A 14,659-nucleotide genomic window follows, 5' to 3' on the forward strand; every position below is an offset into this window, starting at 1 on the left:
CCCTCAATAAATCAAGGCCTCAGCCCGACTGGGCTGACAGGAAAATTGGCTCAGCAGGCCTTGCTGATCCCGCTCCAAAACAGCCCCTTTGGTAAAGGTTTGAGGCATCAAATCGATCTTATTCGTCACTTCTATCCGCGGAATATCATATCCGCCCCAATTTCCTCTAAAACGGCCTCCACTTCGGCTTTTTGCTCACGAGCTACTGGGCTACAGGCATCGATCAGATGCAAGATTAGATCCGCATGAATCGCCTCATCCAGAGTTGCCCGAAATGCCTCCACCAATTGGTGAGGTAACTCGCGTATAAATCCCACTGTATCGGAAACCACGATGGAACCCACACCCTCCAAATGAACCCTTCTGGAAGAAGTGTCTAAGATTGCGAAAAGTTGATCTGCGGCGTAAGTGCCCGCTTTGGTCAGCGCATTAAACAAAGTCGATTTACCCGCATTGGTGTAGCCCACCAAGAAAACTGAAAATACATCTTTGCGATTGCGCGCACGTCGTTGGGTTCGATGTTGACGTTGCAATTTTTCCAATTCGTTTTCGAGACGCTTAGCTTTGGTTGCCAACATCCGACGATCCAACTCCATCTGTGTCTCACCCGGACCACCGCGCGCACCAATACCACCCCGCTGCCGCTCTAAGTGACTCCAAGCGCGCACTAAACGCGACATGCGATAACGCACCTGCGCCAATTCCACTTGCGTCTTACCGATGTGGCTTTGCGCACGCTGACTAAAAATATCCAAAATTAAGCCAGTACGGTCCATCACGTGACGTCCGATATGGCGCTCTAAGTTGCGCTGCTGTGTCGGCGATAAAGGATGATTGAAGATTGCCAGTTCGGCATCGCGCTCTTCCATGGCGCGCTTGAGTTCATTGGCTTTACCAGAACCGATAAACAAAGCGGGATCGGTTCTGCCCTTGCGGGCAATCACGCTTGCTGCTGGTATAGAGCCAGCACTATCAGCCAAGAGGCTGAGTTCTGCCATGCTGTCTGCAAAATCCTCGCGCCCAGCATCAACACCAACTAAGACGGCGCGCGCCGCATCTACACCCGTTTTATACAGAGCTATTCTTCTATACGAAAGTCAATCGCACGAGCAGGGACGATCGTGGAGATTGCGTGTTTGTAAACCATCTGTGTAACCGTATTTCGCAACAAGACAACATACTGATCAAACGATTCAATATTGCCTTGCAACTTAATCCCGTTCACAAGATAGATCGACACAGGAATGTGCTCTTTGCGCAAGGCATTGAGAAATGGGTCCTGCAGAAGTTGAATTCTGTTTCCGTTAGCACTCATACTGCTCCTTCATTATTTTTTTGTATTTATTGTTTTCTTATTGGTTTGATGATTAATCTGTTTTACTGTTTGAAATGCGGACTTCCGAGCACCCTATATTGAGGGTTATTTCATAAAAATCAAGCCCTTGAAGCTCCAAGACCAGTTGATTATCTAAAAATCAGCGTTTTTTGCCTTTTTTGCCCTTATCAGCATCCACATAGGGGTTTTTGGCGGTATTCATCTGAATCCGCAATGGGGTGCCGCGCAACTTGAAGACATCCCGAAAACGCCCTTCCAAGTAGCGCTTGTAGCTGTCGGTCACGTCACTTAAAGATGTGCCATGAATTACTACGATCGGGGGATTCATACCACCCTGGTGGGCATACCGTAATTTTGGACGACCCATACCAACGCGTTTGGGTTGTTGATGTTCCACTGCTTCTTGCAGGATGCGGGTCAGGCGCGGTGTTGGCAACTTTGCCATCGCAGCTGCATACGCAGAATCCACATCCTTAAACAATTCTTTTAAGCCGGTACCTTTTTTCGCTGAAATCGGATGCACGTTTGCAAAGCCCAAGAAACGCAATTTCTGCGCAATCTCTAAGCGTGCGCGTTCTTTGACGTAGGCATCAATGCCGTCCCATTTATTCACGGCAACAACTAATGCGCGCCCTGCTTCCACAATATTGCCAGCAATATGCGCATCTTGCTCAGAGACATCTTGCTGTGCATCGAGCATCAAAATCACTACATTGCAATCCGCAATCGCTTGCAAGGTTTTAACGACTGAAAACTTTTCAATAGCTTCAAAGACTTTGCCACGACGACGAAGACCGGCGGTATCAACCAAGATGTAAGGCTTACCATTGCGCTCAAAGGGCACCTCAATGGCATCGCGGGTGGTGCCTGGCATATCAAAGGCAATCACACGCTCTTCACCAATTAACTTATTAATTAACGTGGATTTACCCACGTTCGGACACCCTACTACTGCGATCTTCATGGGGCGATTCGGATCGTTGGCTAACTCCTCTTCATCCGGTTCAGCAATACTGAGGGAATCTAATGCATCATCGATTAACCCTTTCACACCATCGCCATGTGCCGAAGAAATAAGGAAAGGTTCACCTAAACCCAGCTCGTGAAAGTCTGCCGTCACAACGCCCGCTTGCATCCCTTCGGTTTTGTTCACAGCCAAAATGACAGGACGTCCAGACTTACGTAAGAAATCCGCAATCACCCGATCTTGCGGTGTTAAACCCAATCGGCCATCGACTAGGAAAATCACAATATCGGATTCGGCAACCGCCTGTTTCGTTTGCTTAGCCATCTCGGCAACAATGCCGGTTTTAGCAACAGGCTCAAAGCCCCCGGTATCTACACAGATGAATGCCCGGTCACCACTACGGCCTCTACCGTAGTGACGATCGCGCGTTAAACCTGAAAAATCGGCGACCAAGGCATCGCGTGAGCGAGTTAAACGATTAAAGAGAGTTGACTTACCCACATTGGGGCGGCCAACGATCGTAATGACAGGATTCATTTGGGACTATACGCTGCGAGTTTGCCACCTTGAGATTGAATCAAGATGAGGCCACCGACTGCAACTGGCGCTGCGGTTACTGGGCTGCTGTCATGACGAATGCGTGCAACCAACTCACCATTAGCTTGAGAAAATGCGTGCACATATCCTTGTGCGTCACCCATCAACAGGACTCGACCCACCGCTAGTGGTTCTCCCACATCGCGATAGGTTAGTTGCATGTTCTCCCAAATTTGGCTGCCGTCTTTGGTGGAAAATGCAGTCACGTGTGACTTTTCATTCGAGGAGAACACCATGTCTCGACTTTGCGCAGTACCCGTAAAGCTTGAGAAATCCTTGAACCACAACAAGTTACCCGTGCGTGCTTGACCACAGCCAATCCGACCTTGATAGGAAACCGCACACACGATTTCACCTTCCATACTGGGCTTAGCGGATACGTCATTTAAGCGCTCAATCTCTGAAAAGCCTTTTGGAAATGATACGGGAGTCTCCCAAATCAAACCACCATTAGCAATAGCGATCATGCCAAAGCGACCGCCTGCAAAACCCGTCACAATCACTTCATTGTTAATGGGCAACATGCCATAGCCAACACGCAATGACAAAGCCGATTGCTGGCGCTGATAAATCCATTTGCGTACACCGGTCTGCGCATCTAATCCTAGAAAGCGATCGCCCAGCGTGCGAATGACTACGACACCGCCTGCCACCACAGGCTCACTTAACACTTCTCCGCCTACATTGACGTTCCAAAGCTGCTTACCAGCATCGTCATAAGCAAACACATTGCCTTTGGTACTCACAACAGCGGTCACGCGACCATCCGATCCAGGGCCAACCGATAAGCGATCCAGTACAGATACTTCCCAAACCTTATTGCCCGACATCAAATCAACTTTGACGAGATTGCCACGATGCGATGCTGCATAAACTGCATCGCCGGCAACTACAGGGTCAAAGCTGAAAGTTTCCGAAGAACCCACACTCGTTGACCAGACGGGTTGCAAATCAAATTGATTGGTCACCGGCACTAACTCTGCGGGCTTGTGCACACGAGAATTACCAGAGCATGCTACCAAAGCAGTTATCGCTAACCCCAAAAGAAATGCGCATACGATTCGCTTGAAAATCGGTTTCACTGTGCAATACCTCCGACCGCATCCAACTTCACTTTCAGAAGACGGCGCGCCTCTTCCGGAAATTCTTTGGCTTGATCTAATTTTTTCCAAGCCTCTTGATAACTTGCCTTGGCTTGTTCATTTTTCTTTTGCGCCAAGCACCAATCCCCGCGACGCTCAAGCCACAAGGCTTCAAACCCGGCAATCGGCTTGTCTTTAAGGATTTGATCGGCTTCTGCAAAATCCTTCTCTGTACCCTGCTCAATCAATTGCGATACCAGTCGGATTTTCGCTAATGCCAAATAACCATCATTGGATGTATTCTTGGCTGCCCAGCGCAAATAGTCGAGAGCTTTGGTTTGGTCGCCTGCGTCCGAAGCAATCCGCGCGGCTATCAAACTGGACATTGGTGTGTATGGAGTACGAGCGAAATCTTTTTGCAAATCATCCGCTGCGCGCAAGGTTTGCCCGCGATCGCCTTTCGCAATCGCAGTCACCATCGTTTCATAAAGCTTGGAGGCCTCTAAGGCTTGACTATTGCGCCACCACTGATAGCCGCTGTAGGCGGCATAGGCAAACAATGTAGCAGTCACTACGCCAGTAATGAGGTTGCGATACTTTTGCCAAAACGCTTTAAGTTGGTCTAACTGTTCTTGTTCTTCTAAATCTAATGGCATGTCAATCCAAGCTATTTAATCAATACTTAATCATCAATATTTACGATTTGCTACCCGCCAACATCCGCATCGATATCGGCAGTTCTGTCATTCTATTCAGGGGCACCCACCATGGCGTCAATTACCGCTTCCAGTACGCCCTCTAGGGGAATCGACTTTTGCTCACCAGTACCGCGTAAGTCCTTGAGTCCAGCCTCATTTTTGGCCAATTCATCGGGACCAATGATGACCGCGAAAGCAGCTCCGCTGGCATCGGCCTTTTTCATTTGGGACTTAAAGCTGGCCATTTGACCATCTGGCGGGCAAAACAAGATAGTGTCGATACCGGCGCTGCGCAAACGCTCAGCAATGATCATTGCAGCAGTTAAGGTTTCGCCGCCTTGATGCAAGACAAATACATCGCACAGCGCTTGGGCCTCTGGCAATGAACCCAAGACTTTCATCAACTCCAGAACGCGTTCCATACCCATCGCCCAACCACAAGCGGGAGCTGCTTTGCCACCCATACGTTCAATCAGTGGATCGTAACGACCGCCACCCGCAATCGTGCCTTGCGCACCTAACTCGTCGGTAATCCATTCGAAAACCGTTAAGTTGTAGTAGTCCAAACCCCGCACTAAGCGTGGATTAATCTTGCAGGGAATATTGTTCGCCTTCAGGATAGCTTGTACGGCATTGAAGTGCGCTAATGATTCTTCGCCCAGAAAGTCCAATAATTTTGGCGCACCCTCAATCAAGGTTTGCATCTGTGGATTTTTTGAATCCAAGATACGTAAGGGATTGCTTAACAGGCGACGCTGGGAATCTTCATCCAATTGCGCATGATGTTTTTCAAAGTACGTGACCAAAGCAGCTCGGTGCTCCGCACGCTCTGGCGCTTGACCTAAAGAGTTGATCTCTAGGCGCACGCCCTTTAAACCCAACTCATCCCAAAAGCGTTGGCCCATAAGAATGATTTCAGCATCAATATCTGGGCCCGCGAAGCCAAGCGCCTCAATGCCAAACTGGTGAAACTGGCGATAGCGGCCACGCTGTGGGCGCTCATGACGAAACATCGGGCCGGTATACCAAAGACGCTTTGGTCCGTCGTAGAGCAAATTGTTTTCAATCACCGAACGCACGAGTGCAGCAGTTCCCTCGGGGCGCAAAGTGAGTTGCTCACCATTCAAGTGATCTTCAAAGGAATACATTTCCTTTTCCACGATATCCGTCACTTCACCAATACCGCGTTGAAACACCGCCGTTGATTCCACAATCGGCGTTCTCAGGAATTCATAACCGTATGCCCGCGTTAAATCGCGCAACACATGCTCAAGGTGTGCCCACTGCGCAGCATCGGCTGGCAGCAAATCATTCATGCCGCGTATGCCATTAATTTTTTGAACTTTAGCTTGCGCTTTAGGGTCTTTGTTTTGATCGGTCATTTTTATTGTTATGTCGTTAATTCTTGGCTGCGTAATGTTGTTTGACGTAGTCATCCACGATGACTTTGAACTCTTGAGCAATATTCTCACCGCGCAATGTCTTTACTTTAACCCCATCCACAAACACTGGGGCTGCTGGGGTCTCGCCAGTCCCCGGCAAGGAAATGCCAATATTGGCATGCTTACTCTCCCCTGGGCCATTGACGATGCAACCCATCACTGCCACATTCATATTCTCCACGCCTGGGTGGGTTTTCTTCCAAATCGGCATTTGTTGACGTAGATAAGATTGAATATTGGCAGCTAGCTCCTGGAACGTGGTGCTGGTTGTTCTACCGCAACCAGGACACGCAATCACCATTGGCGTGAAATTGCGCAAACCCATGGTTTGCAAAATTTCTTGAGCAACAATCACTTCGTTCTCACGTGGGGCACCTGGGTCTGGAGTTAGGGAGACTCGAATGGTGTCACCAATACCCTCTTGCAACAAAATGCCCATTGCCGCAGTCGACGACACAATCCCTTTACTACCCATGCCTGCTTCGGTTAAACCCAAATGGAGCGGATAGTCTGAACGACGCGAGAGATCACGGTACACCGCAATTAAATCCTGCACATTGCTGACTTTGCACGAGAGCAATATTTGATTGGAGTTCATGCCGAGCTCAACGGCTTTCTCGGCCGATTGCAATGCCGACTGAATCAATGCCTCAATCATTACCTCTTGCGCAGTCTTGGGATTGGGCAAAGCAGCATTGCTATCCATTATCGAGGCTAGGAGTTCTTGATCCAAGCTGCCCCAGTTCACACCAATCCGAATGGGCTTGTCGTATTTGCAAGCCGCTTCAATCATCTGCGCAAATTGCGGATCCCGCTTAGCGCCCTTACCAACGTTACCGGGATTAATGCGGTACTTGGAGAGCGCCTTGGCGCACTCAGGATAGTCGTTCAGTAATGTATGGCCGTTGTAATGAAAATCCCCTATCAACGGCACTAAGACGTCCATCTTGTCTAACTGCTCACGAATGTAGGGAACTGCTGCAGCGGCTTCAGGCGTATTTACCGTAATCCGCACCATCTCTGATCCTGCACGCGCCAACCCCTTTACCTGAATGGCTGTAGCCACGGCATTCGCTGTATCGGTATTAGTCATCGACTGCACGCGCACTGGCGCATCACCCCCAACGGTAATGATGTTCGTCTTCCAAGAAACCGTTGCTTGGCGTACTGCACGCTTTGGTACGGGACCCAAGGGCAACTGAGGCAAGGATGATGAGGAATTTGTCGAGCTCATGAATGAATACTGGATATGGTGTCGCTAATACAGATTAATTTAACTTTTTAAGCCACTCAATCGGCTGTTCATCCTGAGATGCTGGAGACACTTCAATGTCGGCTTTGTTCACTCCGCGTTCACGCACTCGGGTGCAATCGACTACATCGCCTGCTAATTGACCACAAGCCGCGGCAATATCATCGCCACGAGTCTTACGCACAGTCGCCACCATGCCAGCATCTAATAATACGCTGGCAAAGGCATTGACTCGAATGGCTGGCGAGCGCTTCAGACCAGACTCTGGGAATGGGTTAAACGGAATTAAATTAATTTTGCACTTAATGTTTTTGAGCAAGCGCACCAATTCTTTTGCTTGGATATCGGAATCGTTTACCCCATCTAGCATGCAGTACTCAAAGGTCAGAAAGTCTCTTGGGGCAAAAGGCAAATAGCGCTCGCAAGCATCGAGCAATTCGCGCAAAGGGTATTTTTGATTGAGTGGTACTAATTGATCACGCAAGGCATCGTTGGGTGCATGTAGTGACACCGCCAATGCTACTGGGCAATCCTGTGCGAGACGATCGATCATCGGTACTACACCCGAAGTAGATACGGTGACGCGACGGCGCGATAAGCCATACGCTCGGTCATCCAACATCAAACGCAATGCAGCGACCACATTGTCATAGTTGAGCAATGGTTCACCCATACCCATCATCACCAAATTAGAAATTACACGGCCCGTGTGCTCCCAACCGGGTGTGGGATATTTTTCAATACGCCGTACTGCTTCAGGATCATTGCGCAACAAATGCTCTGCAAACCATAACTGCCCAATGATTTCACCGGAGGTCAGGTTACGTGAAAAACCTTGATGGCCGGTGGAACAAAATCGACAATTAACGGCACAACCCGCTTGGGAAGAGATGCATAACGTGCCTCGATCATCCTCAGGTATATAAACCGATTCCACGGCGTTGCCCGCCCCCACATCGAGCAACCACTTGCGCGTGCCGTCCTGGGCATGCCCGTCCTTAATGACGGGGAGAGATAGTACTTCTGCTTTATCGAGCAGGGTTGCCCGAAAGCTTTTTGCTAAATCACTCATGTCATTGATATCCGATACACCTCGTTGATGTATCCACTGCATGAGTTGCTTTGCCCGAAAGGACTTTTCATTTAACCCCGCGACATACGCCGCCAATTGGTCAGCGTCAAAATCTAAGAGATTTACGCGCGGGGAGGTCAATGCACCTACTTATCAATAATCAAATGATTAACGATTGAAAACATTCATGCCAGGGAAGAAGAATGCAACTTCCACAGCAGCTGTTTCAGGAGCGTCAGAACCATGCACAGCGTTTGCATCAATGCTGTCAGCAAAGTCAGCACGAATCGTGCCTTTTTCAGCTTTCTTCGGATCGGTTGCGCCCATCAAATCGCGATTCTTCGCAATCGCGCCTTCGCCTTGCAATACTTGAATCATGACTGGGCCAGAAATCATGAAGTTCACCAAATCTTTGAAGAAAGGACGCTCTTTGTGAACAGCGTAGAACTGCTCTGCTTCCGATTGTGAAAGGTGCGCCATTTTGGACGCGACAATCTTCAAACCTGCAGATTCAAAACGGTCATAGATTTTGCCGATGACGTTTTTAGCGACAACATCAGGTTTGATAATAGAGAGGGTGCGTTCAATTGCCATTCAAGACTCCAATAGTGATTTCAAAGGTATTTGCTCAGTAGGGCCAATATCCACCCCGCTCAGCGAGCCCCGAATTATACATTACTTGACCGTATTTACCCCTATATCTATAGGGCTGAGCCCTTGAATTTACAAGGCATAGACCCCGATTTTGTAGGTCTTTTAGTGGGGGACTTGAAATTCACACCGTTTGTCTATACTTATTGGCATCAGCCCTATATGGGCTCATATGTTTTTTGATAAAAAGGAGTCAATATGAGTGATCTGAACTCTTACGGCTATGGTCAGACCGGCTCGATTAGCACCATCCAGGTACGCAACCGCGTACTGCGCAATACCTATGCCCTGTTGGCGCTCTCCATGGTTCCAACCGTGATTGGCGCATGGCTTGGCGTTGCAATGGGACTCAATCTGTTTTCTGACAGTCCATTCATGGGATTCATCGTCTTTATGGCAGTGGCTTTTGGTTTTTTCTGGGCCATCAACAAAAATAAAGACACTGGCGTAGGCGTGCTGCTATTGCTGGGCTTTACCTTCTTCATGGGCATTATGTTGTCCCGTTTGGTGGGCTTTACCCTCAACAGCTATAGCAATGGCGCTGCGCTCATCATGTTGTCCTTTGGTGGTACTGCGGCGATCTTTGCCACCATGGCGACAATTGCGACAGTGAGCAAGAGTGATTTTGCTGGCATGGGCAAATGGTTGATGGTTGGCGTATTGCTCTTGATCGTTGCTAGCTTGGCTAACATCTGGTTGCAGTTACCTGCGTTGATGTTGACGGTGATGGTATTGGCAATCGCCATCTTCTCCGCATTTATTTTGGTTGACGTACAACGCGTCATCAATGGCGGTGAAACCAACTACATCATGGCAACACTAGCGATTTACCTAGATGTGTACAACGTATTTACTAACCTACTCGCTCTCATGGGCGTGTTTGGTGGTAATCGCGACTAAGGTATTTTCGTAATCCGACTCACCAAAATTCGTGTGATGTCCTCTTAGGCGCCTGTGGGCGCCTTTTTCTTTGCCGCAGTTTTAAGCTTATCTATTGCTGCGTATTACGCTGCAACAAACATGCTGACCGCATAAGACAGTGCAACTAAAATCAAGAGGATTGCAAAACTATCTGAGGCTCTCATGACATACTCCCAGTCGTTTATCGTGCCGTCGTTAATGGCCCTGTAAGCAATGCCCTATGCATCCCCACAAGTTCAATCTACTCTTGTATAAGAGCCGTTTTTAGAGGTTCTGCACCGTATTTAGGCTTTGCGCCCCAGGCTATGCACTAGTTTGGAGCAAAATCAGCGCTCAAATACCGCCATGGACTCCACATGGGAGGTGTGGGAAACATATTTACGATCCCAGCGCCTTTCAGAGAATAGCCTGCCTGGTGACAGAGAATGTCTGCGTCTCTTGCTAAGGTTTTTGGATTGCAAGAGACATAAACAATGCGTTCAGGCAATAGCGCACTCTGCTCTGCATGCAACTGCCCCAGTGCTTTACAAATTTCCATAGCGCCCTCGCGCGGAGGATCCATCAACCAACGTTGTGCTTTACCCCAGGATGCAATGGTTTCTGTAGTGACGTCAAACAAATCGCTTTGCATAAAGCTCGCTTTATTCGCTAGACCATTATGCTCAGCGTTGGCTTTCGCTCGTGTTGTCAGAGTTGCCAAGCCTTCAATACCCAAAACGGCGTTCGCTTTTCGAGCTAACGGTAAGGTGAAGTTCCCAATGCCACAAAATAAATCCAACACGCGATCGGTCTCTTTAACTTGCAGTAAACGCACTGCTTTACTCACCAGCGCACGATTCATCAGATGATTTACTTGCGTAAAGTCTGCCGGCTTAAACGGCATCTCGATTTCAAATTCGGGTAGGCGATAGCAAAGCTTGCCGGATTCAGGATAAAACGGCGCGACGGTCTCGATTCCTTTGGGCTGCAACCAGATCCACACTTGGTACTGATCGGCAAAGGCACGCAGCAACTTCTCATCAGCCGTGGTTAAGGGCTGTAGATTGCGAAATACCAATGCAGTAACTGGCTTACTTTTCTTGGGGTCATCCGATCCAGGTTCTTCAGGTTCACCAACGGCAATTTCGATTTGCGGCATGCGATCCACAATCGATAAATTCATAACCAACTTACGCATTTCAGGTAATAGATCCGAAACATGCTTAGGCAATATCTCGCAGGCCAGCATATCGGCCACATACCCACTCTTACCCTCATGAAATCCAATCAATACCGTGCCTTTTTTAATCGAACGATTGACTGCACTCAACCGCGCACGATGACGATATTCCCAAGTCGGTCCACCCATCGGGCGTAAGATCTCTTCAGGCTTCACTTTCGCAATGTGCTGCAAATCATCTTCGAGCACGCGCTGTTTCATGGCTACTTGGGCGCGGATATCAAGGTGCTGCATCGTACAGCCACCACAAACCCCAAAAGCCGCACACTTGGGCTCAGCCCGAAACACCGCAGGCTTGAGAATCTCGCGAACATTGGCTTTGCTAAAACGGGCTTTATCGCTGGTAATGGTGTACGTAATGCGCTCTGTTGGTAAAGCGCCTTTAATAAAGATCACTTTGCCACTTTGGCCTTGGGCCAATTCCTCTGCATTGGGCGCTAGGCGGGCAATTCCTTGTGCATCCATGGCAAGCGCTTCGACTTGTACTGGCTCAGTCACTTCAATATGGACTGGCTTATCGTCTCTACGCATCCGGTGTAAAGCCTTGTAGATATTCTTGCCACTGCGCACCGTTAGGCTCTTTAGATTCTTTCTCGAGATACGCTTTGACGAATTGAATTTCGGCTTGGTATTCTTCTAACGAAAAACCACCGCGCAACAATTGAAAGCGGCAATACATTAAGTATGTAATCCATTAAGTCTAAATGGCGCATGTGATAGCGACCGATGTAATTGGTCCACTTAAAGTCACGACTATCGGCTTCTTTGCTCTCACCCATCTCCCAGTAACTCGGTGCTTGAATATGATTTGCTAATGCAGGTAATGCAATACGGGCAAGTCAAAGCCACTGCCGTTCCAAGAAACCAACTGTGGCGTGTACTTTTCGATTAAATCCAAGAAGGCTTGTATCAAAACCTTTTCATCATCCTCTGGCGTACCAAGAGTGCCGACCTTGATTTGTGGCGAACCTTCTTTCGTCGTTCTGCGAATCACACAAGAAATCGCACAAATCTTTTGCAGATACAAAGGTAAAAATTCACTACCGGTTTTCTCGGCCCGTTCGGCCATTGCTTTTGCCGCAATTCGGCATCAGTCATTGATGGGGGATAGTCTTCTAGACGACGCAATCCCGCTACATCGAGAATAGTTTCAATATCAAAGACAAGAACGGTAGCCATGGCCAAATGCGTTGTGCCTTGGCAAATTACTGCAAGTACGGCGTTGGATTAGCTGGCTTACCATTTACACGAAGTTCAAAGTGCAGTTTTGGTGAATTGGTATCGGTATTACCCATCTCTGCAATCTTCTGTCCCTTGCGCACGCTGTCGCCCTCTTTGACCAAGAGCTTGCTGTTATGGGCGTACGCCGTTAAGTAGGTATTATTGTGTTTGATGATGACGAGGTTTCCATAGCCCCGCAAACTATTGCCGGCATACACCACTTTGCCGTCTGAAGCTGCCAATACAGGCTCGCCGACTTTGCCAGCGATATCGATACCTTTATTGGGTTCATTAAATTCGGCAGTAACTCTGCCTTTAGCAGGCCAAGACAAACGAATACCAGGCTTGGCAACGACTTCAGGCTTTGCAGGTTCGGTAGGTGCTGGTGTATCGGCCTTCTCTACGGTGGGTGATTTTTTCTCAACCGGTTTAGCCACTTTGGCACTGGCTGGTGGCTTGATTAATACTAAGTCACCAACTTCAATCACATTGGGATTGAAGTTTAGATTTTCTGCTTTATTCCACTGCGCTACATCGCGTGGTGCTTGACCATGATCCAACGCAATGCGCGCTAAGGTGTCACCTTTTTTCACGCGATAGTAACCAGGAGGCGCTGGCTCATAAGAGGAGGATCCGGTGCGATTTGTCACCCCAGCCTGTTTAGTGCGCGGCGTTGAACAAGCGGTCAGCAAGAGCAAAGATGCCGACAAGGTTGCAACCAGAATGTGCTTGGATATGTTCATCGTGAAATTTGGGGTGATTTTCATACTACCCCTGATTGTAAGGGGACAAAAAAGACCTCGTCCAGAACGGTTCTTTGATAGCGCTGCGAGCTCATTCGCTCAACCATCACGAGCTGCTGTTCTTTTTCGTTCCTCGCCACTGGGGCAACTAGACGACCACCAATCGCCAATTGATCAAGCAGAGCATCAGGAATGCCCAAGCCCGCAGCAGCAAGAATGATGCCGTCAAAGGGAGCCGCCTGTGGCAAGCTCAATATGCCATCGCCATAAATGAGGCACAGATTATTAATCCGAAATGGACGTAACTTTGCTCGTGCTAAATCATGCAGCGGACGAATGCGCTCAATCGAGTACACCTCATCGGCTAATAGACTCAGTACTGCCGCTTGATATCCGCAGCCCGTACCAATCTCTAATACTTTTTCCAATTTTTGCTTGGGCTTGTGTAAAAGCTCAATCATGCGCGCTACAACCGATGGCTTGGAAATGGTTTGTTCATGACCAATCGGTAAGGCGGTATCTTCATACGCTTGCAGATGTAAGTCCGCATCCATAAATGCATGACGTGGAACTGTCGCAATCGCCTCTAAGGTTTTGCCGTGCTTTACTCCGCTGGCATGCACTTTGGCTGCTAGCGCTTGTCGGTAGGCTGCGAATCGCTCAGTCGGCGCCTTCAACCGCGATCCCAACCATTTGCGCGCATCGCCGCTAAGCGTGCATGGTGACTTAAATCGAGTTGCATCGGCGTAATCGAAATGCAACCTTCATCGAAGGCATGAAGGTCTGCCCCCTCAGAGTTGTCTTTGACATGCCCTGCCGCCCCAATCCAATAAATCTTGTCGCCACGTGGGCTATCTTGCACTACCACTCACTGGTTGTGAGTGGTGACAATTGCCAGCGGTATAAATCGGCATAGGGGCGGTTGGGGATATTCACGTTGAGTAATGTCGCTATACCGTCGGCATGATTTTTGTTCAATGACGAAATCAGCATTTGCGCCACGATATCGTGCGCGGCTTTTGCAGCATCGTCCACACGATTCCAGCCACGATCAATTTGCGAGAACGCAATTCAGGCACACCAAACATGACACCTTCAATGGCAGCGGCGACGGTTCCGGAATACAGCACATCCTCACCCATGTTCTCGCCCTGATTAATGCCTGAGACCACCAAATCGGGTTTCTCATCCAAGAATCCTGTCATGGCCACGTGGACACAATCGGTTGGCGTACCATTAATAAAGAAAAGCCATCGCGCTCGCCGCCTGCAACCCGATGTATCGAGAGTGGTCGCGACAGCGTCAGGGAGTTGGATGCGCCACTGTGTTTTGCTCAGGCGCAATTACCGTTACGCGACCCAAGGGACGCACTGCATTCACGAGCGCCAGGATACCGGGTGCTAAATAGCCATCATCGTTCGAAACCAGGATATGGGGTTGACGATTACTCATAACAGA

The 14,659-nt window shown here is 48.9% G+C and carries 10 protein-coding genes and 5 pseudogenes; 1 reads left to right on the plus strand and 14 read right to left on the minus strand.

The window, feature by feature from the left end:
* Window positions 1-22: 22 nt before the first annotated feature.
* The 9 genes and pseudogenes from hflX to ndk form a co-directional block, all read right to left on the minus strand.
* Window positions 23-1,082 (minus strand): annotated as a pseudogene (hflX, locus tag BQ1619_RS04880) (GTPase HflX); the annotation flags it as partial.
* Entirely contained in the window at window positions 1,079-1,315 is a 237-nt protein-coding gene (gene hfq / locus BQ1619_RS04885) for an RNA chaperone Hfq (RefSeq protein ID WP_114662575.1), read from the minus strand. The gene hfq and the pseudogene hflX, both read right to left, overlap by 4 nt.
* Before the next feature lie 160 nt (window positions 1,316-1,475).
* Complete coding sequence (gene der, locus BQ1619_RS04890) at window positions 1,476-2,840, minus strand: ribosome biogenesis GTPase Der (RefSeq protein ID WP_114662576.1); 1,365 nt, start codon at window positions 2,838-2,840, stop codon at window positions 1,476-1,478.
* On the minus strand, window positions 2,837-3,943 hold the full coding sequence (gene bamB, locus BQ1619_RS04895) for an outer membrane protein assembly factor BamB (RefSeq protein WP_231968507.1): 1,107 nt from the start codon (window positions 3,941-3,943) through the stop codon (window positions 2,837-2,839). The genes der and bamB overlap by 4 nt, the downstream gene beginning before the upstream one ends.
* Before the next feature lie 35 nt (window positions 3,944-3,978).
* A complete protein-coding gene (locus BQ1619_RS04900) occupies window positions 3,979-4,638 on the minus strand; it encodes a YfgM family protein (protein ID WP_114662581.1) in 660 nt (219 codons plus the stop codon).
* A 92-nt stretch (window positions 4,639-4,730) separates the two neighbouring features.
* Window positions 4,731-6,062, minus strand: coding sequence for a histidine--tRNA ligase (gene hisS / locus BQ1619_RS04905; protein ID WP_114662583.1), 1,332 nt, complete (start codon window positions 6,060-6,062; stop codon window positions 4,731-4,733).
* A 16-nt stretch (window positions 6,063-6,078) separates the two neighbouring features.
* Window positions 6,079-7,356, minus strand: a complete 1,278-nt coding sequence (gene ispG / locus BQ1619_RS04910; protein ID WP_114662584.1) for a flavodoxin-dependent (E)-4-hydroxy-3-methylbut-2-enyl-diphosphate synthase — start codon at window positions 7,354-7,356, stop codon at window positions 6,079-6,081.
* Window positions 7,357-7,390: 34 nt separating this feature from the next.
* Window positions 7,391-8,587, minus strand: coding sequence for a dual-specificity RNA methyltransferase RlmN (rlmN, locus tag BQ1619_RS04915; protein WP_114662586.1), 1,197 nt, complete (start codon window positions 8,585-8,587; stop codon window positions 7,391-7,393).
* A 27-nt stretch (window positions 8,588-8,614) separates the two neighbouring features.
* The gene (gene ndk, locus BQ1619_RS04920; protein ID WP_114662587.1) at window positions 8,615-9,040 is read right to left on the minus strand and encodes a nucleoside-diphosphate kinase; all 426 of its coding nucleotides are present in this window, start codon (window positions 9,038-9,040) and stop codon (window positions 8,615-8,617) included.
* A 255-nt stretch (window positions 9,041-9,295) separates the two neighbouring features.
* Here ndk and BQ1619_RS04925 point away from each other — a divergent pair, with 255 nt between their 5' ends.
* Window positions 9,296-9,997 carry a Bax inhibitor-1 family protein gene (locus BQ1619_RS04925; protein WP_114662588.1) on the plus strand — a complete coding sequence of 234 codons (702 nt, stop codon included), beginning with the start codon at window positions 9,296-9,298 and terminating at the stop codon, window positions 9,995-9,997.
* Between the two features lie 347 nt (window positions 9,998-10,344).
* Here BQ1619_RS04925 and rlmD read toward each other — a convergent pair.
* The 5 genes and pseudogenes from rlmD to surE form a co-directional block, all read right to left on the minus strand.
* A pseudogene (gene rlmD / locus BQ1619_RS04930) lies at window positions 10,345-11,768 on the minus strand (23S rRNA (uracil(1939)-C(5))-methyltransferase RlmD).
* Window positions 11,761-12,416, minus strand: a pseudogene (locus tag BQ1619_RS04935) (3'-5' exonuclease). Before BQ1619_RS04935 ends, rlmD begins: the two co-directional pseudogenes overlap by 8 nt.
* Before the next feature lie 26 nt (window positions 12,417-12,442).
* Entirely contained in the window at window positions 12,443-13,225 is a 783-nt protein-coding gene (locus BQ1619_RS04940) for a peptidoglycan DD-metalloendopeptidase family protein (RefSeq protein WP_231968508.1), read from the minus strand.
* Window positions 13,222-13,845: pseudogene (locus BQ1619_RS04945) on the minus strand (protein-L-isoaspartate(D-aspartate) O-methyltransferase); the annotation flags it as partial. The pseudogene BQ1619_RS04945 and the gene BQ1619_RS04940, both read right to left, overlap by 4 nt.
* Before the next feature lie 65 nt (window positions 13,846-13,910).
* Window positions 13,911-14,653, minus strand: a pseudogene (gene surE / locus BQ1619_RS10285) (5'/3'-nucleotidase SurE); the annotation flags it as partial.
* Window positions 14,654-14,659: the final 6 nt, after the last annotated feature.

It is taken from the genome of Polynucleobacter necessarius, assembly GCF_900095195.1.
GTDB lineage: Bacteria > Pseudomonadota > Gammaproteobacteria > Burkholderiales > Burkholderiaceae > Polynucleobacter > Polynucleobacter necessarius_G.

What these genes read in the sequence shown, in the direction of transcription:
- hfq (WP_114662575.1), bottom strand. Translation starts at nt 1,315, where the DNA reads ATGAGTGCTAACGGAAACAGAATTCAACTTCTGCAGGACCCATTTCTC.
- BQ1619_RS04940 (WP_231968508.1), bottom strand. Translation starts at nt 13,225, where the DNA reads ATGAAAATCACCCCAAATTTCACGATGAACATATCCAAGCACATTCTG.
- ndk (WP_114662587.1), bottom strand. Translation starts at nt 9,040, where the DNA reads ATGGCAATTGAACGCACCCTCTCTATTATCAAACCTGATGTTGTCGCT.
- hisS (WP_114662583.1), bottom strand. Translation starts at nt 6,062, where the DNA reads ATGACCGATCAAAACAAAGACCCTAAAGCGCAAGCTAAAGTTCAAAAA.
- BQ1619_RS04925 (WP_114662588.1), top strand. Translation starts at nt 9,296, where the DNA reads ATGAGTGATCTGAACTCTTACGGCTATGGTCAGACCGGCTCGATTAGC.
- der (WP_114662576.1), bottom strand. Translation starts at nt 2,840, where the DNA reads ATGAATCCTGTCATTACGATCGTTGGCCGCCCCAATGTGGGTAAGTCA.
- BQ1619_RS04900 (WP_114662581.1), bottom strand. Translation starts at nt 4,638, where the DNA reads ATGCCATTAGATTTAGAAGAACAAGAACAGTTAGACCAACTTAAAGCG.
- ispG (WP_114662584.1), bottom strand. Translation starts at nt 7,356, where the DNA reads ATGAGCTCGACAAATTCCTCATCATCCTTGCCTCAGTTGCCCTTGGGT.